The sequence below is a fragment of the Streptomyces sp. NPDC094448 genome, assembly GCF_044763775.1.
Classification (GTDB): domain Bacteria; phylum Actinomycetota; class Actinomycetes; order Streptomycetales; family Streptomycetaceae; genus Streptomyces.
The window spans coordinates 119946-143641 of record NZ_JBIWGU010000008.1 but is presented as its reverse complement, the minus strand read 5'-3'; the positions used below and the strand labels follow the sequence as shown (position 1 = coordinate 143641).

Genomic DNA, 23696 nt, shown 5'->3' with positions numbered 1-23696 from the left:
CGGATTCGTCTCGGGGGCGGTCCGGCCTGGCGGGCTTCCCGTTGTTCCGGGGGGTGTTACGGCCCGGGACGGCGGGCCGCCGCGCCCGGTGCCCCGGGCCCGGGGAGCACCCGGCGGGGGATCCGGAATCGGGTGGAGTGGACCCGTTCCACCGCCCTGTTCCCCCGGTATGCGGGGAGCCGAAGGCGGTGCGCGGTGGGGGACGGGGCCCCGTCCGGGGTGGGGGCCCGCCGGGTTCCGTACTACCCTCGCCACCACCTCGGGGAGCGCGGCGCGGTGAACGGGAACAGGAAATGACCCGGAAGAGGCGCCCCTTCCCGGGTGAGGGACAATGAATGCTCTGCCAGGGCGTGTTACCGCATCGCGCGGGAGCGACAGGCGCGGGCGAAGACCAGGGATCGCAGAGGGGACGCATGTCGGAGGCAGAGCAGTCGCGGAAGCCCCAGCGGAACGGCTCCGAGGAGCGTCCGTCTGCGGCGGCACGGAGCGGCGGTGACGAGGCCGGCGCCCGGTCCGTTCCGGGCGGGGACGCCGAAGCGCCCGCCGCCGCGGACGGCCGGGCCGGCGCCCGCGGCACCGCGGCGGAGGGTCCGGCCGCCGGATCCGGTGCGAAGACCCCCGCTGCGGCCGGCCGGAGAACTCCGCCGGACGCCGAATCCCCCTCCGGTGCAGGGCAGTCGTCCGAGGGCGGGGAGGCCCCCGGACCCGGCCGGGCGGCCCGGACACCCGCGACCCCCCGGCGGACGGCGGGCAGGACCCCGGCGGGGAACGGGCCCGCGGACACCGACGGCGGAGAGGGCACCGTCGCCACGGACACCACGAAAGCGAACGCCGGAAAGGCCGGGGCGGCGAAGCGGACCGCCGCGGAACCGGTGATCGGGACCCAGGCCGACCGGCGGGCCGAAGAGAAGCCGGGCAAGGCACCGAAGACCGCACCGCAGACCGAGCCGAAGACCGCGCCGAAGACGGCACCGCAGACGGCCTCCAAGGCCGCTTCCGCGGCGGCGGCGAAGCCTGCTCCCGGCGCCGCCGGACAGCCGGACGGGCCCGCGGAGAAGGCCGGTCGGGCCGCCGCGGCCGGCGCTGCCGCCGGGGACCGGGGAGCCGGGAACGGGAAGCGCGCCACCGGGCCCGCGGCCGGGACCGCCGGTGGGAAGACCACCGGATCCGGGGACTCCGAAGGACGGCTGCTCGCCGGGCGGTACCGCCTCGGCGGGGTGCTCGGCCGCGGCGGCATGGGCACCGTGTGGCGCGCCGAGGACGAGACCCTCAGCCGGACCGTCGCCGTCAAGGAGCTGCGCTTCCCCCACCAGATCGACGAGGACGAGAAGCGACGGCTCATCACCCGGACGCTGCGCGAGGCCAAGGCGATCGCCCGGATCCGTAACACCAGCGCCGTCACGGTCTACGACGTGGTCGACGAGGACGACCGGCCGTGGATCGTGATGGAGCTGGTCGAGGGCAAGTCGCTGGCCGAAGTCATCCGTGAGGACGGCACCCTGACGCCCCGCCGGGCCGCCGAAGTCGGCCTCGCGATACTGGACGTACTCCGCTCCGCGCACCGCGAGGGCATCCTCCACCGCGATGTGAAGCCGTCGAACGTCCTGGTCGCGAACGACGGCCGGGTCGTACTCACCGACTTCGGCATCGCGCTGGTCGAGGGCGACCCTTCGATCACCTCCACCGGCATGCTCGTCGGAGCCCCCTCGTACATCTCGCCCGAGCGCGCCCGCGGCCACCGGCCCGGCCCCGCCGCCGACCTCTGGTCGCTGGGCGGGCTGATCTACGCGAGCGTCGAGGGAGCCCCGCCGTACGACAAGGGTTCGGCGATCGCCACCCTCACCGCCGTGATGACCGAACCCCTCGACCCGCCGAAGAACGCGGGCCCGCTGGAGGAGGTCATCTACGGGCTGCTCGCCAAGGACCCGGCGCAGCGGCTCGACGACGCAGGTGCCCGCGCCCTGCTGACCCGCGCCCTCAACGCGCCCGACACCGCAGCGGAGGCCCCGCTCCCGCCCGATGCCACCCGGGCCATGACGCTGCCGACGATCCCGCCGCCCGAGCCGGCGGCCCCCGCCCGCACCGAACGGCCCCGCGGCCCCGTCCGCCCTACCCGTAACGCCGCTCCCGCCGCGGCAGGCGCCGCCCGCCCGCCGCAGCAGCCCCCGAACCCCCCGGTACAGCGCGCCGCGCCCCGGCGCGCGCCCCTCACCGACGTGGTGCCCCGCCGCACGCTGGTGCTCCTCGCGGTCGGTATCGCGCTGGCCGTCCTCGGCACCGTCATGTACTTGACGATCGGCAGGGACAACGGCGGCGACGGGACCGGGAGCGCCGGCGGCGACCGGACCACCTCCGCCGGAACAACCCCCGAAACCGGGACGAAGGACGGCAAGCCCGCGGGCGGCGCGGAGAAGCCCGCCGATACGGCCGACGGCAAGGGCACGGGCGACGGGGCGACCGGCAAGGACGGCTCGACCGGCGCTTCCAAGCTTCCGGCGAGCCCGGCCGCCCCGGCGAAGGGCGCCCTGCCCGCCGGTTACGCCGAGAAGACCGACACCCGGTTCCGGTTCTCCATGGCGATGCCTGCGGGTTTCCAGCGCACCGGCATAGCCGGGGCGAATTCGGGCGGTATCTACAACACCGCCCAGGGCGCCTTCCCGAGGGTCCAGGTCGACTTCAACTCCAGCCCCGGCACCGACGCCGCGGCCGCCTGGGAGGATTCCGTCGCCTCGGCCAAGGCCAGGAGCACCAACTACAGCCACCTGGGCATCAAGGCCGTCCAGTACAACGGCTACCGGACCGCCGCCGACTGGGAATTCGAGCGCGACCACAACGGCAAGCGGATGCGGGTGCTCAACCGCGGTTTCGTCGTCGACGACAAGCGGGGCTACTCCATCATGGTGTCCTGCCCGGTCGCCGAATGGGACGCGCCCGTCTGCAAGACGCTGCGGGAGACCGCGTTCGCGACATTCAAGCCCCAGGACTGACCGGTACACGTATCGTGAGAAGGCGCGGACGGCACCTACCGTTGGGCGCCGCCGGCCGGCCGGAGCACCCGCCCTCGGGGTGAAGGCAGGGACGGCGGCGCGGAAGCTGCCGCTCCGCCGTGAGGACCGTTGACCGTGGGCACGAGGGGAGGCGATATGGACGACTACACGGGCAGGGTGCTCTCCGACCGCTACCGCCTGCCGCTGCTCCCGCCCGACGAGTACGAACCCGCCGAGCTGCGCGCCTTCGACACCTACAGCGGCCAGGAGGTGCTGGTCCGTCAGGTGCCGCTGCCGGAGACGGTGGACGCCGAGTTCGTCGGCCCCGACGAATTTCCCGGACCGGCGGGCAGCGCAGGGGTGCCGGGCGCCGGGCGCTCCGCGGGCCGTACCACCGTCCGGTCCACCGATCCGGCCGTGCTGCGGGCGGTCGAGGCGGCCAGGGCCGCGGCGCAGATCCCCGACCATCCCCGGCTGGACCAGGTCTTCGATGTTTTCGCCGAGGACGGTTCGCTGTGGATCGTCAGCGAGTGGGTCGAGGCCCGGCCGCTCGCGGTGTTCCTGGCGGACCAGCCGCTGACGCCCTACCGCGCCGCCGAAGTCGCCTCCGATGTGCTGACCGCGCTGGGTGCGGTGCACGCGTACGGCTGGACCCACCGCAACATCACCGCCCGCACGGTCCTGGTCTGCGAGGACGGGCGCGTCGTGCTCACCGGCCTGGCCGCCGGGGCGGCGGAGGAGGCGCTGTGCGGCTATGCGCCGGTACCGGTCGCCGTGCCCCCGGCCCCGTATCCGGACTTCGAAGGCGCCGAAGAGGTGGGTGGCTTCGCCGGTGAGTACGGGGACCAGGAGGAGCACGGGGAGCACCAGGAGTACCAGGGCGAGTTCGCCGGCGAGGACGGTGCCGACGACGAGCACGACGACGAGTACGACGAGTACGAGGACGCCGGCGAGGAGTACGAGCAGGGGGAGTACGACGACGGGGACGAGCCCGCGGGGGCGGAGGTCTCCCCGCGGGACGGCGCCGGCGCTTCCTGGCGGGCGGCCCGGTCGGGCGCCATCGCGGCGTACCGCGCGGGCGCGGCCGCGGGCCGGGGCGGCGAGCATGCTCCGGGCGGCGGCGACCGGCCGGTGCAGTCGGGCGACGACCCGGACTGGTGGGCCCGCGAGCCCGGCACCCCCGATGCCCCCGGCACCCCCCGTGCCCACGGCCCGGCGGCCCCGGGCCCGGGTGCGCAGGCCCCGTCCCGTACCGAACACGAAGGCCCCCGGTACCGCGACCATGTGACCACCACCGGCGCCGACACCTCCGACGCCCCCGACGCGCCCGACGCGCCCGACGCGCCCGGGGAGCACGCGCCGCACCACCACGATCCGTACGGACACGTGGCGTACGGACGCGACCCCTACGGAACCGGCGGACCGGACGCGCCCGGCCCCGCCCATCTCACCGGCAGCTGGCAGGACGGCCCGCTCACCGGCGGCGACGGGCCGCGCCCGGTCCCCGCGGGCGGCACCTCCGTACCGCCGCCGCTCCCCGTCGTCCCCGACCACAACCCCCACCGGTACAGCGACCCGTACGGAGTCCGGGCCCTGCCCCCCGCGGGCACCACCCCCGGCAACGGCCCCGTCGGCCCCGCCCCCGGCGACGGCCCCGCTCCCGGCGGGCTGCCCGCCCTGCCCGTGGCGCGCGCCGGACGGCCCGGCGGCGCCCCCGCCCCCCGCGGCGACCGCCCCGCCCTCCCCCCGGCCCAGCCGCCGGGCCCGGACCGCGGCGGCGCGGGCCATGAAGCCCTCCGGGCCGACGCCCGGCGCGCCCCCGCCCCCGCGAGCGTCCCCGCCCAGTCCGCCCCCGGCCGCTGGGACGAGGATCCGGCACCCGCGCCGCCCGTCCACCGGGGCCCGGCGACCCCGCTCGCCGCCGAACGGGCCCGGCAGGCCAGGATCACCGTCGTCGGCGCCGTCACCGAACGCTGGGCACCCGAACAGGCCGGGCCCGTCCACGAGAACTGGCAGCTCGCCGCCCCCGTCGGCCCCGCCACCGACCTCTGGGCCCTCGGCGCCCTGCTCTACCGCTCCGTCCAGGGCCATGCCCCCTACCCCGAGGAGAGCGCCGCCGAGCTGGTCCAGCTCGTCTGCGCCGAGCCGCCCGCCTTCGCCGAGGAGTGCGGGCCGCTCCGCCCGGTCGTCGAGTCACTGCTCCGCCAGGACCCGACGGAACGCCCCGACGCCGAGGAACTGCGCGGCTGGCTGCGGTCCCTGGTCCGCTCCGCCCCCGAACCCGACGCGGGCCTCGACGTGGTGGCGCTCCCCGCCGCCCCGCCCGGCGGCGGCGCCGGACTGCCCATCGTCCGCCGCCGCGGCGAGGTGGTCCGCAGACGCCGTGGCGGCTCCACCGAAGTCGTCCACGGCAGGCACCGCCACAAGAAGCCCCCGCGCCGCGAGCGCGGCCCGGCGTCACTGGGCCGCAGCCTGCTGGTCGGCGTGCTTCTGCTGCTCACCGGCGCCGTGCTGTACGCGGTGCTGTTCCTGCCGAAGGCCGGTGAGGACGGTGACAGCACCCTGCCGCAGGGCAACCCCCGGCCCACCCCCAGCGGTGCCGAACAGCCCCCGCCGTCCGCCCCGGCCGGGGAGAAGACGGGCAGTGCGGCGACCCCCGACGCGCCCCCGGCACCCGGCTCCGGTCCGCTGCCGAAGGGGTACGAACAGCGCACCGACCCCGAGGGCTTCACCGTCGCCGTGCCGCAGGGCTGGCAGCGCCGCCCGATGAACGACGCGGGCCAGATCCGCTACGGAGACGGGGACTTCACCCTGATCGTGGTCCCCGGCCGGGACCGCGTCCGGGACGGCGAGGACCCCCTCGACTACCAGCGCGACCGCGAACGGGAGCTGGAGCCCTTCCGCAGTTCGTCCTGGTCGACGTCGAGCGGGCTGCGCCGGATCGAGGTCGGGCCGCGGGTGATGGCGGAGGGCCAGTACACCTGGCAGGACAGCAGCGGACGCGAGGTGTACGTCCGCAACCGCGTCGTCGTCATCGAGGGCCGCTACCACGTCCTCCAGGTCATCGGCCCCGGCGACCGCCGCGAGAGGGTCTCGGAGGCGTACGACCAGGCGGTCGCCGTCTACCGCAGAAGCGGCTGACGGGCCGTCGCCGTAGCGTGGGCGTGCGACCGCTGAGGAACCGTTTGATTCCTGAGGTCGTCCCCACCCATGGCACGGATGACAACCCGGCGTCCGGCCCGGCGTCCGATCCGGCCGGGGTCGGCGTCCGATCCGGTGCCCGGTTTCGGGCCGGGATCGGGGAACGATCGCAACGGCATGGCGAGTTGTCGAAAGAGGCGCCGTGACAGCGCGGCGACGGATCGGTGGTTTCATCGGGGCAACGGGGGCGGCCAGTGCACGGAGAACGGGGCGGGGAGACGTCGGCGACGTGGAGAACAGGCAGAACGCAGGCGGGGGGCTGGTGCTCGCCGGCCGGTACCGGCTGGGCGATTGCATCGGCAAGGGCGGCATGGGCCGGGTCTGGCGCGCCCGTGACGAGGTGCTGCACCGCGTCGTCGCCGTCAAGGAGCTGACCGCCGGGATCTACGCCGCGGAAGCGGACCGGGTTCTGCTCCATGCGAGGACGCAGAAGGAGGCGCGGGCCGCCGCCCGGATCACCCACCCCAACGTCGTCACCGTCCACGACGTCCTGGAGCACGACGGCCGGCCGTGGATCGTCATGCAGTACGTCGAGGGCCGTTCCCTCGCCGACGAGGTCAAGAAGTCCGGCAAGGTGCCCCCGCTGGAGGCCGCCCGGATCGGGCTGCGGGTCCTGGGCGCGCTGGGTGCCGCGCATGCCGCCGGGGTGCTCCACCGGGACGTCAAACCGGCCAATGTGCTCCTCGCGCGGGACGGCAGCGTGCTGCTCACCGACTTCGGGATCGCGGCCATCGACGGCGATTCGACCATCACCCGCACCGGCGAGATCGTCGGCTCCATCGACTATGTGGCGCCCGAGCGGGTCCGGGGCGCCGACCCGGGGCCCGCCTGCGATCTGTGGTCCCTGGGCGTCACCCTGTACGCGGCGCTGACCGGCGAGTCGCCCTACCGCCGTACATCGCCGCTCGACACGATGCGGGCCGTTGTGAGCGAGGAGCCGCGGCATCCCGCGGGTGTCGGTCCGCTCGGGCCGATCGTGATGGCGCTGCTGGCGAAGGACCCGGAGTCCCGGCCGCCCGCGGCCGAGGCCGAACGGCTTCTGTCGGCGGCGGTCACGGAGCTGGAGAGCACGGGAGGGGTGCCGGGGCCCGACCGCCCCGCCACCGCAGCCACGGCTGCCACCAGGGTCTTCCCGCCGGACTCCGCCCGTGCCACCGGCCGGAGCGGTGGCACCGGCGGCCTCCCGGCCGCGGACGATTTCCTCGCCGCCGACGGCTTCCCGGGCAGGGGCGAGGGTACGGGCACGGGGGGTGCTTCGAGTACGGGCCGGGACACCAGCCCGGGTGGCAGCGCCTCCGTACCCCCGCCGACTCCCACGGCCGTCGCGCCCGCGGCCCCGGCCGGTCCCCCCGCCGCTCGGGAGCCGGGCCGCCGGGGCCGCGGGCAGGCCCGCCGGGCGGCCGGAGCCGACGGGCGCCGCGGCCGGATGCGGCTCGCTGCGATCGTCGTCGCCCTCGCCGCGTTCGTCGGCGCGGGCGCCGGAGTCCTGGCCATGCGGTACGCGGACGGCGGCGACGAGCCGGAGAGGAACGCCCGCAAACCGGCCACCGTGGCCGTCGGCGAGGGTCCCGCTTCCGGCAGCCCCACCGGATCCGGACCTTCCCCTTCCGTCGGGGCCTCCCCGGCCGAGCAGATCCCCCACGGCTGGAAGCGGGTGAAGGATCCGCTCGGCTTCTCCCTCCTCCTCCCGGAGAAGTGGCAGCGCGTGTCAGAGAAGGACAACCAGGTCGACTACTCGCCCGACGGCGGTTCCCACCTGCTGCGGATCGGTATCGCCGAGACCCCCCGGTTTCCCGATCCGTACGACCATCTCGTGGCCATCGAGCGGGATCTGAAGAGACTCCCGGACTACCGGCAGCTGTCGCTGGAGCGGAACACCTTCCAGGGCCACCAGGACGCGGCCCTGCTGGAGTTCAGCTGGACCGAGAAGGGCAAGTTCGCCGGTCCGCGGCGGGCGATCGACCAGTTCTCCATCGACGCGGGCGGTACGGAGTACGCGCTGTTCCTCGCCGGACCGGCGGGCTCCTGGCATACCGTCAAGGAGGACTTCGACGGAATACTGAAGGGCTGGCGGGGCCGCGGCGCGAGCTGACGGCCCGTACGGGCCCGTGCCGGGAGCCCGGACCGGGGGACAGTGCGGCCCGTGGCGGAAGCCGGACCCCGGCCCGCGGCCGCCCGGCGCTCTCGCCGGGTCCGCCGCTCCGCGGGTCGGCCCCTCACCGGGTCGCCCCTCGGCGGACCGCCGCCCGTCCCACTCCGGCCAAAGTTTCGAACAAGCCGCTGATCAGGCCTGATGCGCCAGTCGACGCCGGCGCTTCGGTACGGGTCCGGCCAAGCTGTTACCGGCGGGTACCCAACGGGGGGCCCGAGGCATACCCTCGGCCCTATGAAGGACGCGAAGGCCCCGGCCACCACCCCCGGCACCAACCCCCGAGCCGCCGCACCGGCCGGCGCCCGTACGGCCGCGGACGTGGTCACGCCCGAGGTGGTCGCCCAGCTGTCCAGAGGGGTCCTGGGCTCCGGTCTGACGGCCAACCACACCCCCTTCACCGGCGAGCGGCTGGCCGAACTGCCCGAGTCCACGCCCGAGGACGTGGCCGAGGCATTCGCCAGGGCGCGTGCCGCCCAGCCCGCCTGGGCGGCCGTCCCGGTGCGCACCCGGGCCGCCGTCCTCCTCCGCTTCCACGATCTGGTGCTGGAGCGCCAGGCCGAGGTCCTCGACCTCATCCAGCTGGAGACCGGCAAGGCCCGGCTCCACGCCCACGAGGAGATCCAGGCCGTCGCGGTCGCCGCGCGCCACTACGGCCGCCGGGCCGCCGGTTATCTCCGCCCCCGCCGCCATACGGGCGTCGTCCCCGTCCTCACCAAGACCACCGAACTGCGCAGGCCGCGCGGGGTCGTGGGCCAGATCGCGCCCTGGAACTATCCCCTGGAGCTGTCCGTAGGAGATGCGCTGCCCGCGTTCGTCTCCGGGAACGCCGTGGTGATGAAACCGGACACCGAGACCGCCCTGACCGCCCTCTGGGCGCGGGATCTGCTGGTCGAGGCGGGGCTGCCGGAGGCCGTCTTCCAGGTCGTTCTCGGTGCGGGCCCGGTGATCGGCCCCGAGGTGGTCCGGCACGCGGACTACGTCTCCTTCACCGGCTCCACCCGCACCGGCCGCGAAGTCGCCCGGAGCGCGGCGGAGCGGCTGGTCGGCTGCTCCCTCGAACTCGGCGGCAAGAACGCCATGCTCGTCCTGCACGACGCCGATGTGGAGAGGGCGGCGGCGGGCGCGGTCCGCGCCTGCTTCTCCTCCGCGGGCCAGCTCTGCATCTCCATCGAGCGGCTGTACGTCCACGAGTCGGTCGCCGATGCCTTCATGGCACGGTTCACCGCCCGGACCAGGGCCATGCGCCTCGGCAACTCCCTCGCGTACGGTGCCGAGATGGGCTCCCTGGTCGGCGAGCGCCAGCTCGAAACCGTGGTCCGCCATGTCGACGAGGCCGTCGCCAAGGGCGCGACCGTCGTCACGGGCGGGGTCGCCAGGCCCGATATCGGGCCGCTGTTCTACGAGCCGACCATCCTCGAAGGCGTCGCGGAGCCGATGGCCGTCTGCACCGAGGAGACTTTCGGCCCGGTGGTCTCCGTCTACCGGTTCACGGACGAGGACGAGGTCGTCGAGCGCGCCAACGCCACCCCGTACGGTCTCAACGCCAGCGTGTGGACGCGCGACGGCAGGCGGGGCCATGCCGTCGCGGCCCGCCTGAACTGCGGAACGGTCAATATCAACGAGGGGTACGCCCCCGCGTACGGCAGTGTGCAGTCCCCGATGGGCGGGATGAAGGACTCCGGTCTGGGGCGGCGCCACGGCTCCGAGGGCATCCTCAAGTTCACGGAGGCGCAGACCGTGGCGCAGCAGCGGGTGATGCCGATGGGCCCGGCGTTCGGCCTGGACGACGAGAAGTACGCGGCGCTGATGAACCGGTCGCTGCGGCTGATGAAGGTGTTCCGGCTGCACTGACCGGGTTCCGCCGCCCCGTCCCGTCGTACGGAGGAGAGCATGATGTCCGCGGTACCACCGTTCGGCAGCACCGGCGCTCCTGCGACCGGAGCGGAGCCGCGCGACGACCGCGGACCCGGCTGTGAGCACAGCGGCGAACAGGACTACGACTACGACTACGACTACAACTACGACTACGACGTGATCGTGGTCGGCTCCGGGTTCGGCGGTTCGGTCGCCGCGCTGCGGCTCGCGGAGAAGGGCTACCGGGTCGGGGTCCTCGAAGCGGGCCGCCGCTTCACCCGCGAGACCCTGCCCAGGAACTCCTGGGATCTGCGGAACTTCCTGTGGGCCCCGGCGCTCGGCCTCTACGGAATCCAGCGCATCCACCTCCTCGGGAAGGTGATGGTGCTCGCGGGCGCCGGGGTCGGCGGCGGTTCCCTCAACTACGCCAACACGCTCTACGTCCCGCCCGCCGCCTTCTTCCGCGATCCGCAGTGGAAGGACATCACGGACTGGGAGGGTGAACTGGGGCCGTACTACGAGCAGGCCCGCCGGATGCTCGGCGTCCGGCTGAACACCACGACCACCGCCGCCGATGTGCACCTCCGGGCCACGGCGGAGGCGATGGGCATCGGCGGCACCTTCCATAGGGCCCCGGTCGGCGTCTTCTTCGGCGACGGCCACGACGGCGACCCGGCCGGCGACGGCAACCGGGCCGGTGACGGCAACCGGGCCGGTGACGCGGGCGGCCGCGGGGTGCGGGCGGCGCCCGGCGAGGAGGCGGCCGACCCCTACTTCGGCGGAGCCGGACCGGCCCGCCGCGCCTGCATCCAGTGCGGCGAGTGCATGACCGGCTGCCGCCACGGCGCCAAGAACACCCTCAACGAGAACTATCTCCATCTCGCCGAAGGCGCCGGTGCCGTGGTCCATCCGATGACCACCGTCGTCAGCCTCACCGAGGACGGGCGCGGCGGCCACGCCGTCGGTACGGTGCCCACCGACCGCCGCCGGAAGGGGAAGGGCCGGGTGTTCCGGGCCCGCCGGGTCGTCGTCGCGGCCGGGACCTACGGCACCCAGAGCCTGCTGCACCGGATGAAGGACACCGGCGCGCTCCCCGGTCTCTCGCGGCGGCTCGGCGAGCTGACCCGTACCAACTCCGAAGCGGTCGTGGGGGCGCAGACCGACGACCGGCGCTACCGGGCGCGCCACGGTGCGCCGCGCGTCGACTTCACGCGCGGGGTGGCCATCACCTCGTCCGTCCATCCCGACGAGCACACCCATATCGAACCCGTGCGGTACGGGAGGGGCTCCAACGCCATGGGGCTCCTCACCACCTTCCAGGTGCCCTACCGGTCGGGCCCCGGCGGCCCGCGCTTCGGCCGCGGCCGGATCGCGGGCTGGCTGGGCCGGATGGTCCGGCACCCGGTGATCGCGCTCCGCTCGCTCTCGTACCGCCACTGGTCCGAGCGGACCCTGATCTGGCTGGTGATGCAGTCCGTGGACAACTCCCTCACCGCCTACCGCAGACCGTCCGGTATCGGAAAGGGGCTGCTGACCGCCCGGCAGGGCCACGGCGCGCCCAATCCGGCGCAGCTCGCCGTCGCCACCCGGGCGGCGAGCGTGCTCGCCGACGAGATCAACGGCTTCGCCGGGTCGAACGTCGGTGAGCTGATCGGCACCCCGCTGACCGCGCACTTCCTCGGCGGCTGCCCGATCGGCGCGGACGCGGATTCGGGAGTGGTCGACCCGTACCACCGGCTGTACGGCCATCCGGGCATATCCGTCGTCGACGGCGCGGCCGTCACCGCGAACCCGGGCGTCAATCCGTCGCTGACGATCACCGCGCAGGCGGAGCGGGCGATGGCGCTCTGGCCCAACCGCGGCGACGCGGATCCGCGTCCGGCGCAGGGGGAGCCGTACCGCGGGCTCGCGCCGGTGGCGCCGAGGGATCCGGCCGTCCCGGCGGAGGCGTTCGGCGCGCTGCGGCTGCCGTTCCTGGGCATGCCCGCGGTTCCGCCGGGAAACGGTGCGGCCGGGGAGCCGTAGGCGGGTACGGCTGCCGGACAGAGGAGCAGACGGGACAGCGGGGCCGCTGCGCCCCCCTCCGAGCGCAGCGGCCCCGCTGTGTCCTGGGCCGGTCACCCAGGGGCCCGGCGGGCCGTGGGCGACCGGGTTCAGGCGGTCGCGCCGCCCCGGCGGCGCTTCAGCGCGAAGACGACACCGGCACCGGCCAGTACGGCGACGCCGCCCGTGATCCCGATGACCGGGAGCGCGTCGGACGAGCCGGTCGCGGCCAGGTTGCCGGTCACCGGAACCTCCTTGCGCCCGCCCTGGGGCTCGCTGCCGCCGGAGGAGCCGGGCTTTCCGGTCGTCTCCGGCTTGCCCTTGCCGGGCTTGCCCTCGGCGTCGCCGCCGGACGGCTTGCTGCCCGCCGGGAGGATCTCGAAGCCGTACTCGACGTCCTGGCCGTACTCGCAGTTGTTCTTCTCGTCGACGTGCACACCGAGGGTCATGAGGAAAGCGACTCCGGCCGGGGCCTTGCCGTCGACCTTCAGCCGCAGCTCCAGCTCGGCGTACTCGCCGGCCTCCAGCTTCTCGGTGTCACCGAGGTAGCCCTCCTCGACGTCGAACTTCTCCCAGGCGCCGTTGTACTTCGCCTGGAGGGTGACGTACTTGAGGGTCTCGTCCTCGTAGTCGTGCGTATAGGCCTCGACGAGCAGATAGGCCGTAACGGAGTCCATCGCCTTCTTGGAGTCGTTGGCCACCCGGTAGGAGAAGTTCTGCCAGCCGCTGCCCGCGACCACCTTCGACGGCAGACCGCGCAGAGTCGTCTTCAGGTCCTTGGACTCGACCTCGGTGGCGCACTCGTCCGCGCCGCCCTCCTCGCCTTCCGGGCCCTCTTCCCCGGGCTTGGGCGACTGGCCGCCGCCGGGGGAGGCGCTCGGCTCACCCGGCTTGCCCGGCTCGCCGCCGGTACCGGGCTCGGCGGGCTTCTGCTCGCCCCCGCCCTCGCCCGCGCCGCCGGTCCCCGGCTTGCCGTTCTCCCCCTGGCCGGGCTCGGTGCCACCGGCCGCGCCGCCCTCGGGGGAACCCTCGCCCGCCGGTCCGCCCTGCTGTCCGGCCGGATCCTTCGCCGGATCCGACTCCGGCTCGGCCGGGGCGGCCGGGGTGTTCGTACCGGTGGTGGACGAGGGATCGGTCACCCCCGTGGCCAGCGCGGCCGGAGCCGACAGCAGGGCGAGGGGGGCCAGGACGGCGGACGCCGCGGCGACGGCCGCGGCACGACGGAGCTTCATAAGACCTCGGTGTTCGGCGGGTTCGAATACCGCGGGGCGGCATTCGATCAGGGAATATCCGCTGACTCCCGTGCCGCGGCGGACGCGAAAACACGGAAGTGATCACAGATACGCCAAGAACGACCGAGAAGTGGCCGAAAAGGTTGTAGAAAAACTGACGAGAAATTTATGTGGTCCGTATCACCGGCGGCGGGCGCGGTCTCCGGGAGCCGGGGCGCCCGGCCTGGGCGGACCCGGGAGAGGGCCCCGCGGGACGCGTGCCGCGGGGCCCTGTGCGGCGCCGAGGGGGGGGTGTGCGCCGCGGGGGAGGGGCCGGGGTGGTGCGGGTGCTTCGGTGCTTCGCCGGGCCGGAGGTCGGCGCTCCGTGGTCCGGAGCGCCGGCGGGATCGGCCGGGGCCCTTGGCGCTGGGCGGTCGCGGGACCGGGGTACGGCCGTCCGGACGGGACTGCGGCCGGTTCCGGGCGTCCCCGGAACCGGCCGCCGGAGTGACCGGGCTGCTGTCCCCTGCCGACCGGTCACGCGCGCTGGCGCGAGGTCCCACGACGTACTCGCGTACGTCACACGCGCCAGCGGAGCCACGCGTGGTTCTCCCTGCGGGGCCGCCCCTGGCTGGCACGGCACCGGGACCAACGAAGCCCCGTCCCCGGCGGTCACGCGCCGTACGGGTGAGAGCGCATCCGAACTCAGTTACGGCTGCGGGGGTACGGCGTCAGACCCGGCCCCGGCACAGCTCCAGGATCGTCAGCGCGAGCGTCGTACCGGGCTTGCCGAGCGCGTCCCGGAAGTGGGTGAGGACATCCATCTCGCGGGAGAGGCTGACCCGGCGGCCACCGGAGGCGACCCGGGCGTCCTGGATGACGGCGGAGATCGCCATCCGTTCCTGGACCAGGCCGATGATCCGGTCGTCGAGCGCGTCGATCCGCTCCCGGGCGCCGGTGATCAGCTCCGCGGCCTCGGGGGTGCGGGCGCCGGTGATCTCGGCGGGCGTCTGCGGAGTCTGGGTGGTCTGCGGGGTCCGGGCGGTCTGGGGGAGGGCGGTGGAGGTGGACACGGGGGCTCCTCGGAGGGGTGGGGCGCCCCGGCCGGAAAGGGTCCGAAGTCCGGAAACGACAGAGCGCCCCGGACCGTTCCCGGCCGGGGCGCTCTGTCGAAGTCGCTTGTCAGTAGCTCAAGCAGCACGACCATGGCAGCCGGACGGGCCGGTGCCATAGGTAAAGACGAAGGTCGAGTGCTGATGCATGGCAGCCAGTATGCGCCCGCGCCCGCCGGACGCCAAAAACCGGGCCCGGATCGTGAGACGCGCCACCCCGGCCGCCGAACCGGCCACCCCCTGTGCCCCCCCAACCCCGCCCCGACCACAGCCACAGCCGCCCGGCCGGACCGCAGCCGCCCCGCCGTATCGCGGGCCTCGGGATTCGCCGGGGTCCCGCCGTACCGCGGCCGTCCCGGCCGCCGACCTGTGCCCCGCCCCTCCCCGGCCTCGGGCCGCCCGCCCCGCACCCCGTGCGCCGGGGACCCGCTGTGGGCCCTTGCGTACCATCCGTGTGCGGGCCGCCGAGGCGTCCGGCCCCCGGGAGAACCCCAGTAGAATCGGATACACCGACCCCCCGCCAGCTCCCGCCGGAAGGCCGCCAGTGTCCTCTGCGTCCCCCGCCGCGCCCGATGTCGTACTCGTCGTCGACTTCGGCGCGCAGTACGCCCAGCTCATCGCCCGCCGCGTCCGTGAGGCCCGGGTCTACTCCGAGATCGTGCCGTCCACCATGCCGGTGGCCGAGATGCTGGCGAAGAAGCCCAGGGCGATCATCCTCTCCGGCGGCCCCTCCTCCGTCTACGCCGAAGGCGCGCCCCGCCTCGACCGGGCGATCTTCGAGGCCGGGATCCCGGTCTTCGGCATGTGCTACGGCTTCCAGCTGATGGCCACGACCCTCGGCGGCACGGTCGACAACACCGGTTCCCGCGAGTACGGCCGTACCCCCCTGACGGTCACCAAGCCCGGCTCGACCCTCTTCGAGGGCACGCCCGCCGAGCAGCCGGTGTGGATGTCGCACGGCGACGCCTGCTCCGCCGCGCCCGAGGGCTTCACCGTCACCGCCGCCACCGACGTCGTGCCGGTCGCCGCCTTCGAGAACGACGAGAAGAAGCTCTACGGAGTGCAGCACCACCCCGAGGTGATGCACTCCACCTACGGCCAGCAGGTGCTGGAGCACTTCCTCTACCGGGGTGCGGGCATCGAGCCCTCGTGGACCACCGGCAATGTGATCGACGAGCAGATCGCCGCCATCCGGGAGCAGGTCGGCAGCAAGCGCGCCATCTGCGGACTCTCCGGAGGCGTGGACTCCGCCGTGGCCGCGGCCCTGGTCCAGAAGGCCATCGGCTCCCAGCTCACCTGCGTGTACGTCGACCACGGCCTGATGCGCAAGGGCGAGACCGAGCAGGTCGAGAAGGACTTCGTGGCCGCCACCGGCGTCCAGCTGAAGGTCGTCGACGCCCAGGAGCGGTTCCTGACCGCGCTCGCCGGGGTCAGCGACCCCGAGGAGAAGCGGAAGATCATCGGCCGGGAGTTCATCCGGGTCTTCGAGCAGGCGCAGGCCGAGATCGTCGCCGAGGGCGCGGCCGGCGGCGAGGACGTCGCCTTCCTCGTCCAGGGCACCCTCTACCCCGATGTCGTCGAGTCCGGCGGCGGCACCGGCACCGCCAACATCAAATCCCACCACAATGTCGGCGGACTCCCGGACGATCTGGAGTTCGAGCTGATCGAACCGCTGCGGAAGCTGTTCAAGGACGAGGTCCGGATGGTCGGCCAGGAGCTGGGCCTGCCCGACGAGATCGTCCAGCGGCAGCCGTTCCCCGGCCCCGGCCTCGGTATCCGGATCGTCGGCGAGGTCACCCGCGAGCGGCTCGACCTGCTGCGCGAGGCGGACGCCATCGCCCGTGAGGAGCTGACCGCGGCCGGGCTCGACCGCGAGATCTGGCAGTGCCCGGTGGTCCTCCTCGCCGATGTCCGCAGCGTCGGCGTCCAGGGCGACGGCAGGACCTACGGCCACCCGATCGTGCTCCGGCCGGTCTCCTCCGAAGATGCGATGACCGCGGACTGGACCCGGATGCCGTACGAGGTGCTCGCCCGTATCTCGACGCGGATCACCAATGAGGTCGCCGACGTCAACCGGGTCGTCCTGGACGTCACCAGCAAGCCGCCGGGGACCATCGAGTGGGAGTGAGCCCCCTCGACGGGGCTCCCTGAGCACCCCCCGGGGCAAGGCCCCGGCGCGCCCCCGCGGAAGAGTCCGCGGGGGCGCGCCGCGTTCCCGGCCGCCGGGGGCGGATGCCTCTGGTCACCTCGGGGGCCGCGCGCTACCGTCCGCGCATGACGCAGCAGAAGCCCGCGCCTCCGCCCGTCTCCGTACCCCCCGCCGCTCCTCCGGGCCCCGCGCCCGTACCCGTACCCACTGAACGGCTCGGCTTCGACCTGCCGCCCGTCCACGACACCCCGGCCGCCGAACGGGCCCACCGCAAGGAGCGGCTCGCCGGGGCGCTGCGGATCCTCGGCAGGTACGGCTGCGAGGACGGCGTCTCCGGACATATCACCGCCCGCGATCCCGAATGGGCCGACTGCTTCTGGGTGAACCCCTTCGGACTGCCGTTCTCCCTGGTCACCCCGGCCGATCTGGTGCTGTCCAATGCGCGCGGCCAAGTCGTCGACGGGCAGCGGCACATCAACCAGGCCGCCTTCGCCGTCCATGCGGCGGTGCATCTCGCCCGGCCGGACACCGTCGCCGTCGTCCACACCCACACCGTCCACGGGCGGGCGCTCGCCGCCCTCGGTGAACTTCTCGAACCCCTCACCCAGGAGGCGTGCGCCTTCTACGAGGACCATGCGCTGGTGAACGCGTATACCGGGGTCGCCTTCGACGAGGCGGAGGGCCGCCGGATCGCCGCCGCCCTCGGCCCCCGCAAGGCCCTCGTCCTGCGCAACCATGGACTGCTGACCACCGGCGGCTCGGTCGACGCGGCCGTCTGGTGGTTCCTGTCCCTGGAACGCTGCGCCCAGGTGCAGCTCACGGCACGTGCGGCCGGGAAGCCCGTGCCCATCGGACACCGTGACGCGGTCGCCACCCGCGAGCAGTTGGGCACCGACCTCGCCGCCTGGGTCAGCTTCCAGCCGCTGTGGCGCGAGCTGACGGCCGGCGGTGGCTCCGGACCGGGGTGGGACAAGGGCGGGAAAGAGGGGCATCAGTTCCGGTGAGCCGTCCGGGTCCCCCGTACGTATGGTCTGTGACGGCGACCGGGTACGACGAGGTCCGGCGGGCTGCGACGGGCCGATCCGGAGGGAGACTGACGGGCGATGGCGCACACACGGCGGCAGGGCGGTACGGGGGCGGACCCCGGAGGCGGCGGTCTCCGCTCCCGGTCGCGGGGGTGGTGGCAGCGGGCGCGGGAGCTGGGCGTCCGTCATGCCCTGCTGCCCCTGCGGATCTTCCTCGGAGTGACCTTCGTCTACGCCGGGCTGGACAAGCTCGGCGACAAGGCGTTCCTGGCGGCGTCCGGCTCCGGCTCCATCGGTGAGCTGATGCGGAGCGTCAGGGACGGGTCCGCCGTACCCTGGCTGGTCGACCGGGCCCTGGCGGACCCGGTGGCCTTCGGCGAGGCCATCGCCTGGGGCGAGATCGCCGTGGGCGTCGGCACCCTCGTCGGCCTGCTGGCCCGGCTCGCCGCGCTCGGCGGGGCGCTGATCTCGCTGAGCCTCTGGCTGACCGTCAGCTGGCCGACCGAGCCGTACTACTACGGCAACGACCTGGCCTATCTGATGGCCTGGCTGCCGCTGGTGCTCGCCGGGGCGGCCGCGCCGTCCCTGGACGCGCTCATCGCGACACGGCGGCGGCGCAGGGTGTAGTGGGTGAGGCCCGCTCCGGCGGCCAGCGCCAGACCGCCGAAGACCACCGGGAACACCATGAACCACGGCGTGCTCCAGCTTCCGGCCGCATCGCCCGCAAACAGCAGGGCCGCGGCCAGGGCGGCGAGCCCGGCGACGGCCCGGCCGGGGCGGAAGCCGTGCAGCAGCGGGCGCACCGGCCCGCCGCCGGGGCCCGCCGCGGCCGCCCCGGGGCCGGGGCGGCCAAGGCTCAGGGAGAGACCGCCGGGGCCGGTGCTCTCCGGGTTTCCCGTGTTGCGCGTGGTCCCCGCGCTTTCCCCGGGGTACGAGGGGCCCTCGCCGCCCTCGCCGGGTGCGGGGACCACGCCGCCGGGTCCCCGGCCCGTGGAGCCGCCGGGAGCCGTCCGGCCCGTCTCGTCAGGATGTTGCACGGGCCACCTCCACCTGTCCGATTCCGACCTGGATATGCAGTTCGACCGTGCCCCCCTGCGGCGCGGCGCCCGGAGTCTTCCCGGCGGGCGGGGGCAGGGTCACCCGGCGCTCCTGACCGGGGGAGACATCGATATCGTCCTTCGGATCCTCCGGCAGTCCGATATCCCCGACACCGGCCTCGGCCCGCAGTTTCACTTCGGCGTTCGCCGGGACGATCACCTTCGCCTTGCCCAGCCCCACCTTCGCGCCGGTCTTCACCGTCTCCCCGGCCGTCAGCGGCAGTTTCGACAGATCCAGCACGGCGACCCCGGCGCCCAGCTCGTACGAAGGCTGTACGGCGGCGACCGCGGCCGGCCGCCAGGTCCTGCGCTGCCAGTCCGTACCGATGTCCTTGGGGAGCGCGGCGGATCCCGCCAGCAGCAGGGCGGTGACGACCGTCAGCAGGACCGTGCCCAGGCCGGTGCGGCCCAGGAACGAACTGACCACCAGGCCCAGACCGAAGACGCCCAGCGCGGCCACCAGACCGATCTGGAGGCTGGTGCCCAGCGGATTGCCGTCCCAGCTCAGGGCGATGCCCAGGACACAGGCCGACACCGCAAGCCCGAACAGCGACCCGCCGATCGACCGGGGCCCGCCGCGTTCCCCGGCCCGCCGGTCCCGCGAGCCGCTCCCCGGCCCGGCCTCAGGAGCCGTCTCCCAGGCGTCCTCCGGACCCCACAGATACTCCGACCGCGGCGGCGGCGGGTGGCCGTCCTTGCCGATCGGATCCCGCCACCACGAAGGGCTTTCCGGCGCGGGCGGCGCCTTGGTCTCCGGCGGCGCGTCCGGAACGGCGTGCGCTGCCCCGGCGGCCCCCGGCGCACCGGGCCCGGCGTCCGGCGGCGGCGACGTACGGCGGCGGGACCAGACGGCGACACCGACGGTGGCGACCGCGAGCTGGACGGCGAAACCGATCGTCGCCGGGCTGGTCAGCATGGTCAGAAACAGCCCGCAGCCGATCAGCTTCAGCAGCACGGCGGTCAGCGCCGTACCTTCGACACGGCCGCCCAACAGCCTGCGGCCCTCCGACTCCTCCTCGCCCTCGGCGGGGATCAGCAGCCACGCGAAGCCGTAGAAGATCAGACCGAGACCGCCCGTCAGCGCGAGCACCCCGACGACCACCCGGAAGATCACCGGATCGACGTCGCAGTAGCGGCCGAGACCGCCGCAGACACCGCCGACGACCCGGTGGCGCTGCTCCCGCCGCAGATACCGGACCCGCGGATACGCCCCCGGGCCTTCCCCGGCCGGGGTCTCCTCGGGCCCGGCGGGCGTCTCGTCGGACGGGCCGGGGTGCGCGGTCGGGGTCGGCTGCTTCATAGCTCCATGGTGACGGCACCGGGCCGCCGAAGGGACCGGGGGCGACCCTGGCCCGACCCTGAAATCCACCGGCCCGACCGTAAGGCGCTCCCCGCCCGTACGGTGCCCCGGCCGGGCCCCGCACACCGGTCCCCCCTCCTGCCCACCCGCCCTCGCCCCCTCCCGTACCGCCTCAGGGACGTTCTCGGGGTCGCCCCTGATACCCGCGGCCCGGCGTTCGTGTGACGATCGGTGCATGCCCGTCGCCCCGCCCCGCCCCACCGCCGAGCCCCCGCGCGCCGAACGCGCCGACCGCTCGGCGCGCTCCGCCGTACCCGAGGACGGCACTCCGTGGCGCAGGCTCTACCGCAGCGCCGACGGCCGGCTCCTCGGCGGGGTCGCCCGGGGGCTCGCCGGGCATCTGGGCGTGCCCGTCGCCTGGGTGCGGCTGGCCTTCGTCGGACTGCTGCTCGCCGACGGCCTCGGCATCCTGCTGTACGCGGCGTTCTGGGTCTTCGTCCCCCTCGGTATCGGCGGCCGGGCCGTCGCCCAGCACCGCCCCCTCTTCGAGACCGCCGACGACGGCCGCCGCCGGCTCCGCAAACCCGACCAGGGGCAGCTCTTCGCGCTGATGGCCTTGGCCATCGGCTGTCTGATCTTCGCCGGTGACCTCAACACCGCCGACCGCGCCCACCGCTACCTCTGGCCGACCCTGCTGATCGGCGCCGGTGTGGTGCTGGTGTGGCGGCAGGCAGACAACGCCCGCCGGGCGAGCTGGACCGCCGCCGACTCCCGGCACCGCCGTCTGTTCCAGATCGTCCGGGCCCTCGTCGGGGTCGGGCTCGTCGGTATGGGCCTGACCGTGTTCATGGTCGTCCGGGGCTCCGCCGCCCAGCTCGGCAACGTCCTCACCGCCGCCATCGCCGTCATCGCCGGTATCGCCCTGCTCGCCGGACCCTGGCTGGTCCGGATGACGCAGGACCTCTCCGAGGAGCGGACGATGCGCATCCGCGCCCAGGAGCGGGCCGAGGTCGCCGCCCATGTCCACGACTCCGTCCTGCACACCCTCACCCTGATCCAGCGCAACGCCGACGACGCGGGCGAGGTCCGCCGCCTCGCGCGGGCCCAGGAACGCGAGCTGCGCAACTGGCTCTACAAGCCGGAGGGCACCGGCAAGGAGGAGGACGAGGAGCCCGGCACCCTCGCCGAAGCGGTGAAGAAGGCCGCGGCCGAGGTCGAGGACAAGCACGGTGTTCCGCTGGAGGTCGTGGTCGTCGGCGACTGCCCGCTCGACGACGGGCTCTCCGCCTGTATGCAGGCCGCCAGGGAAGCGATGGTCAACGCCGCCAAGTACGGTGGCGAAGGCGGTCCCGTCCAGGTGTTCGCCGAGGTCGACGGCCGGACGGTCTTTGTCTCGGTCCGCGACCGCGGACCCGGGTTCGACCCCGAATCCGTCCCCGGGGACAGAATGGGCGTACGGGAGTCGATCATCGGCCGGATGCAGCGCAACGGCGGTACGGCCCGGCTCACCTCGGCGCCCGGGGAGGGCACGGAAGTGGAGCTGACCATGGAGAGGGCGGACGTATGACACCGCAGCAGGCAGGGCAGGCCGGTCCGGCGGAGGAGGGGTCCGGGGGCCCGGAGCGGCGGGTACGGGTCGTCCTCGTCGACGACCACCGGATGTTCCGCACCGGTGTCCAGGCCGAGATCGGCCGGACCGAGACCACCGGGGTCGAGGTCGTCGGCGAGGCCGCCGACGTCGACCAGGCCGTGACCGTCATCACCGCGACCCGCCCCGAGGTCGTCCTCCTCGACGTCCACCTCCCGGGCGGCGGCGGTGTGGAGGTGCTCCGCCGCTGCGCCCCGCTGATGGGCGCGGCCGAACACCCCGTCCGCTTTCTGGCCCTGTCGGTTTCGGACGCGGCCGAGGATGTCATCGGGGTCATCCGGGGCGGCGCCCGCGGCTATGTCACCAAGACCATCACCGGTACCGACCTGGTCGATTCGATCTTCAGGGTCCAGGAAGGGGACGCCGTCTTCTCCCCCCGGCTGGCCGGTTTCGTGCTCGACGCCTTCGCCTCCACGGACGCCCCGCCGGTCGACGAGGACCTCGACCGGCTCACCCAGCGGGAGCGCGAGGTACTCCGGCTGATCGCCCGGGGGTACGCGTACAAGGAGATCGCCAAGCAGCTCTTCATCTCGGTGAAGACGGTCGAGTCCCATGTCTCGGCGGTGCTGCGCAAACTCCAGCTCTCCAACCGCCACGAACTGACCCGCTGGGCGACGGCCCGCCGGCTGATCTGACCGGACGCCGTCCCGGGCACGGGCCCGGCACGGGGCCGGGCCCCGCTCTCCTACCCGGGCCGGGTGGCCCCCGCGAACGGCATCTCGTCGACGGAGGCGATCCGCACCGTCGAGCCCGGCCGGGGCGCGTGGATCATCCGGCCGCCGCCGACGTACAGACCGACATGGCTGAGGCCCGGATAGAAGAAGACCAGATCGCCCGGGGCCAGTTCGGAGCGGTCGATCCGGCGGCCCGCGTCGATCTGCGTGTACGTGGTCCTCGGCAGCGACACCCCGGCGGCGCGCCAGGCCGCGCGGGTCAGCCCCGAGCAGTCGTACGAGGCCGGACCGGTGGCACCCCACACATACGGCCTGCCCAGGGCGGAGTAGGCGTACGCGACGGCCCGCGCCGCGTGCGACGAGGCCGCCGTCGCCACGGGCGGGCGGGACCCCGGCCGGTCGGCGCCCGGTGCGTCGTAGGCCGCGCGCTGCCGGGTGTCCAACTCCTTGAGCAGCCCGTCGGCGGCGGCCAGCTTCCGCTGTACCACGGCCTTGCGGCGGGCCAGTTCGGCCTGCCGGGAACGGAGTTCGCCCACCCGGTGACCGGCGCGGTCCCGCAGCCGGTCCAGCTCGGTGAGCCGGTCCCGGACGTCCGCCACGGCCGCCGCCTGCCGCTGCCCGACGAGCCGGTCCACCGCGGCCCGCTCCAGAAAACCGTCCGGGTCGGACTCCAGGGCGAGCCGGATCACGGGGTCGACGGCCCCGGCGCGGTACTGCGCCCCGGCGATCGAACCGAGGGCGTCGCGCCCGGCGTTGAGCCGCTCCGCCCGGCGGGCGCTCTCGTCCCGCAGCTCGTCCAGCGCGTCGCGGGCCCGGTCGGTCCGCTCCTTCGCGCCGTTGTACTCCTCGGTGGCGGCCTCCGCCTCCTGGTAGAGCTGGTCGACCCGGGCTTTGATCTGCGCGGGGGTGAGCACGGTGTCGGCCGTGCCGGTGCCGTTGAACGCGGTGGCGGTGGCCGCACCCGCGAGCGCCAGGGTGGTGGCGGTCCTGGCGGCGGGCCGGGCGGCGAAGGGGTAACGCCGCGCCTGCTTCGGTTTGCGGTGCGCTGCCACGAGGGCGTCCACGTCCTTTCCGTGATGACCGCGTCTCCGCGGTTCCCCTGGTCTCCGTGCCGGAGCCGTTTCCGGGCGGCGGAGGCTTGTGGCCCCCACCGCCCGGTACGGGGGAGTCGTCCGGGGCAGGACGCTAGGCGTGAGGTAACGATCCGGAGGCGGAACGACCGATTCTGTTCGAAGGTGTACGG

Annotated in this window: 15 protein-coding genes; 10 read left to right on the top strand and 5 right to left on the bottom strand. The window is 74.2% G+C overall.

Annotation, left to right across the window (positions count from 1 at the left end; genetic code table 11):
- Nucleotides 1–413: 413 nt before the first annotated feature.
- The 5 genes from ACIQ9E_RS17120 to ACIQ9E_RS17100 all read left to right on the top strand — a co-directional run bounded on the left by ACIQ9E_RS17120 (nt 414) and on the right by ACIQ9E_RS17100 (nt 12219).
- Entirely contained in the window at nt 414–2987 is a 2574-nt protein-coding gene (locus tag ACIQ9E_RS17120; RefSeq protein WP_403707637.1) for a protein kinase, read from the top strand.
- Between the two features lie 135 nt (nt 2988–3122).
- Complete coding sequence (locus tag ACIQ9E_RS17115) at nt 3123–6128, top strand: protein kinase (RefSeq protein ID WP_403707635.1); 3006 nt, start codon at nt 3123–3125, stop codon at nt 6126–6128.
- A 289-nt stretch (nt 6129–6417) separates the two neighbouring features.
- Nucleotides 6418–8280 carry a serine/threonine-protein kinase gene (locus ACIQ9E_RS17110; protein ID WP_403707633.1) on the top strand — a complete coding sequence of 621 codons (1863 nt, stop codon included), beginning with the start codon at nt 6418–6420 and terminating at the stop codon, nt 8278–8280.
- Nucleotides 8281–8574: 294 nt separating this feature from the next.
- Nucleotides 8575–10191: a succinic semialdehyde dehydrogenase gene (locus tag ACIQ9E_RS17105; protein ID WP_403707631.1), complete on the top strand. Its 1617-nt coding sequence runs from the start codon at nt 8575–8577 to the stop codon at nt 10189–10191.
- A gap of 42 nt (nt 10192–10233) precedes the next feature.
- Complete coding sequence (locus ACIQ9E_RS17100) at nt 10234–12219, top strand: GMC oxidoreductase (protein WP_403707629.1); 1986 nt, start codon at nt 10234–10236, stop codon at nt 12217–12219.
- Nucleotides 12220–12347: 128 nt separating this feature from the next.
- On the opposite strand, the gene ACIQ9E_RS17095 is transcribed toward ACIQ9E_RS17100, so the two are convergent.
- Together ACIQ9E_RS17095 and ACIQ9E_RS17090 are read right to left on the bottom strand one after the other, a co-directional pair.
- Nucleotides 12348–13469, bottom strand: coding sequence for a hypothetical protein (locus tag ACIQ9E_RS17095; RefSeq protein WP_403707627.1), 1122 nt, complete (start codon nt 13467–13469; stop codon nt 12348–12350).
- 710 nt (nt 13470–14179) lie between these two features.
- Nucleotides 14180–14521, bottom strand: coding sequence for a chorismate mutase (locus tag ACIQ9E_RS17090; protein WP_403707625.1), 342 nt, complete (start codon nt 14519–14521; stop codon nt 14180–14182).
- 583 nt (nt 14522–15104) lie between these two features.
- On the opposite strand from ACIQ9E_RS17090, the gene guaA reads away from it, so the two are divergent.
- From guaA to ACIQ9E_RS17075, 3 genes are all read left to right on the top strand, one after another.
- A complete protein-coding gene (guaA, locus tag ACIQ9E_RS17085; protein WP_403707623.1) occupies nt 15105–16688 on the top strand; it encodes a glutamine-hydrolyzing GMP synthase in 1584 nt (527 codons plus the stop codon).
- A gap of 146 nt (nt 16689–16834) precedes the next feature.
- Nucleotides 16835–17713 carry a class II aldolase/adducin family protein gene (locus ACIQ9E_RS17080; protein WP_403707620.1) on the top strand — a complete coding sequence of 293 codons (879 nt, stop codon included), beginning with the start codon at nt 16835–16837 and terminating at the stop codon, nt 17711–17713.
- A 99-nt stretch (nt 17714–17812) separates the two neighbouring features.
- Nucleotides 17813–18361: a DoxX family protein gene (locus ACIQ9E_RS17075; protein ID WP_403707618.1), complete on the top strand. Its 549-nt coding sequence runs from the start codon at nt 17813–17815 to the stop codon at nt 18359–18361.
- On the opposite strand, the gene ACIQ9E_RS17070 is transcribed toward ACIQ9E_RS17075, so the two are convergent.
- Nucleotides 18268–18771: a hypothetical protein gene (locus ACIQ9E_RS17070; protein WP_403707616.1), complete on the bottom strand. Its 504-nt coding sequence runs from the start codon at nt 18769–18771 to the stop codon at nt 18268–18270. The genes ACIQ9E_RS17075 and ACIQ9E_RS17070 overlap by 94 nt on opposite strands.
- On the bottom strand, nt 18758–20131 hold the full coding sequence (locus ACIQ9E_RS17065; RefSeq protein WP_403707614.1) for a PspC domain-containing protein: 1374 nt from the start codon (nt 20129–20131) through the stop codon (nt 18758–18760). The genes ACIQ9E_RS17070 and ACIQ9E_RS17065 overlap by 14 nt, the downstream gene beginning before the upstream one ends.
- Nucleotides 20132–20366: 235 nt before the next feature.
- On the opposite strand from ACIQ9E_RS17065, the gene ACIQ9E_RS17060 reads away from it, so the two are divergent.
- Both ACIQ9E_RS17060 and ACIQ9E_RS17055 read left to right on the top strand, forming a co-directional pair.
- Nucleotides 20367–21698 carry a PspC domain-containing protein gene (locus ACIQ9E_RS17060; protein WP_403707612.1) on the top strand — a complete coding sequence of 444 codons (1332 nt, stop codon included), beginning with the start codon at nt 20367–20369 and terminating at the stop codon, nt 21696–21698.
- Nucleotides 21695–22414: a LuxR C-terminal-related transcriptional regulator gene (locus tag ACIQ9E_RS17055; protein ID WP_403707610.1), complete on the top strand. Its 720-nt coding sequence runs from the start codon at nt 21695–21697 to the stop codon at nt 22412–22414. The genes ACIQ9E_RS17060 and ACIQ9E_RS17055 overlap by 4 nt, the downstream gene beginning before the upstream one ends.
- Before the next feature lie 50 nt (nt 22415–22464).
- Here ACIQ9E_RS17055 and ACIQ9E_RS17050 read toward each other — a convergent pair whose 3' ends face one another.
- A complete protein-coding gene (locus ACIQ9E_RS17050) occupies nt 22465–23517 on the bottom strand; it encodes an NlpC/P60 family protein (RefSeq protein WP_403707608.1) in 1053 nt (350 codons plus the stop codon).
- Between the last annotated feature and the right edge of the window lie 179 nt (nt 23518–23696).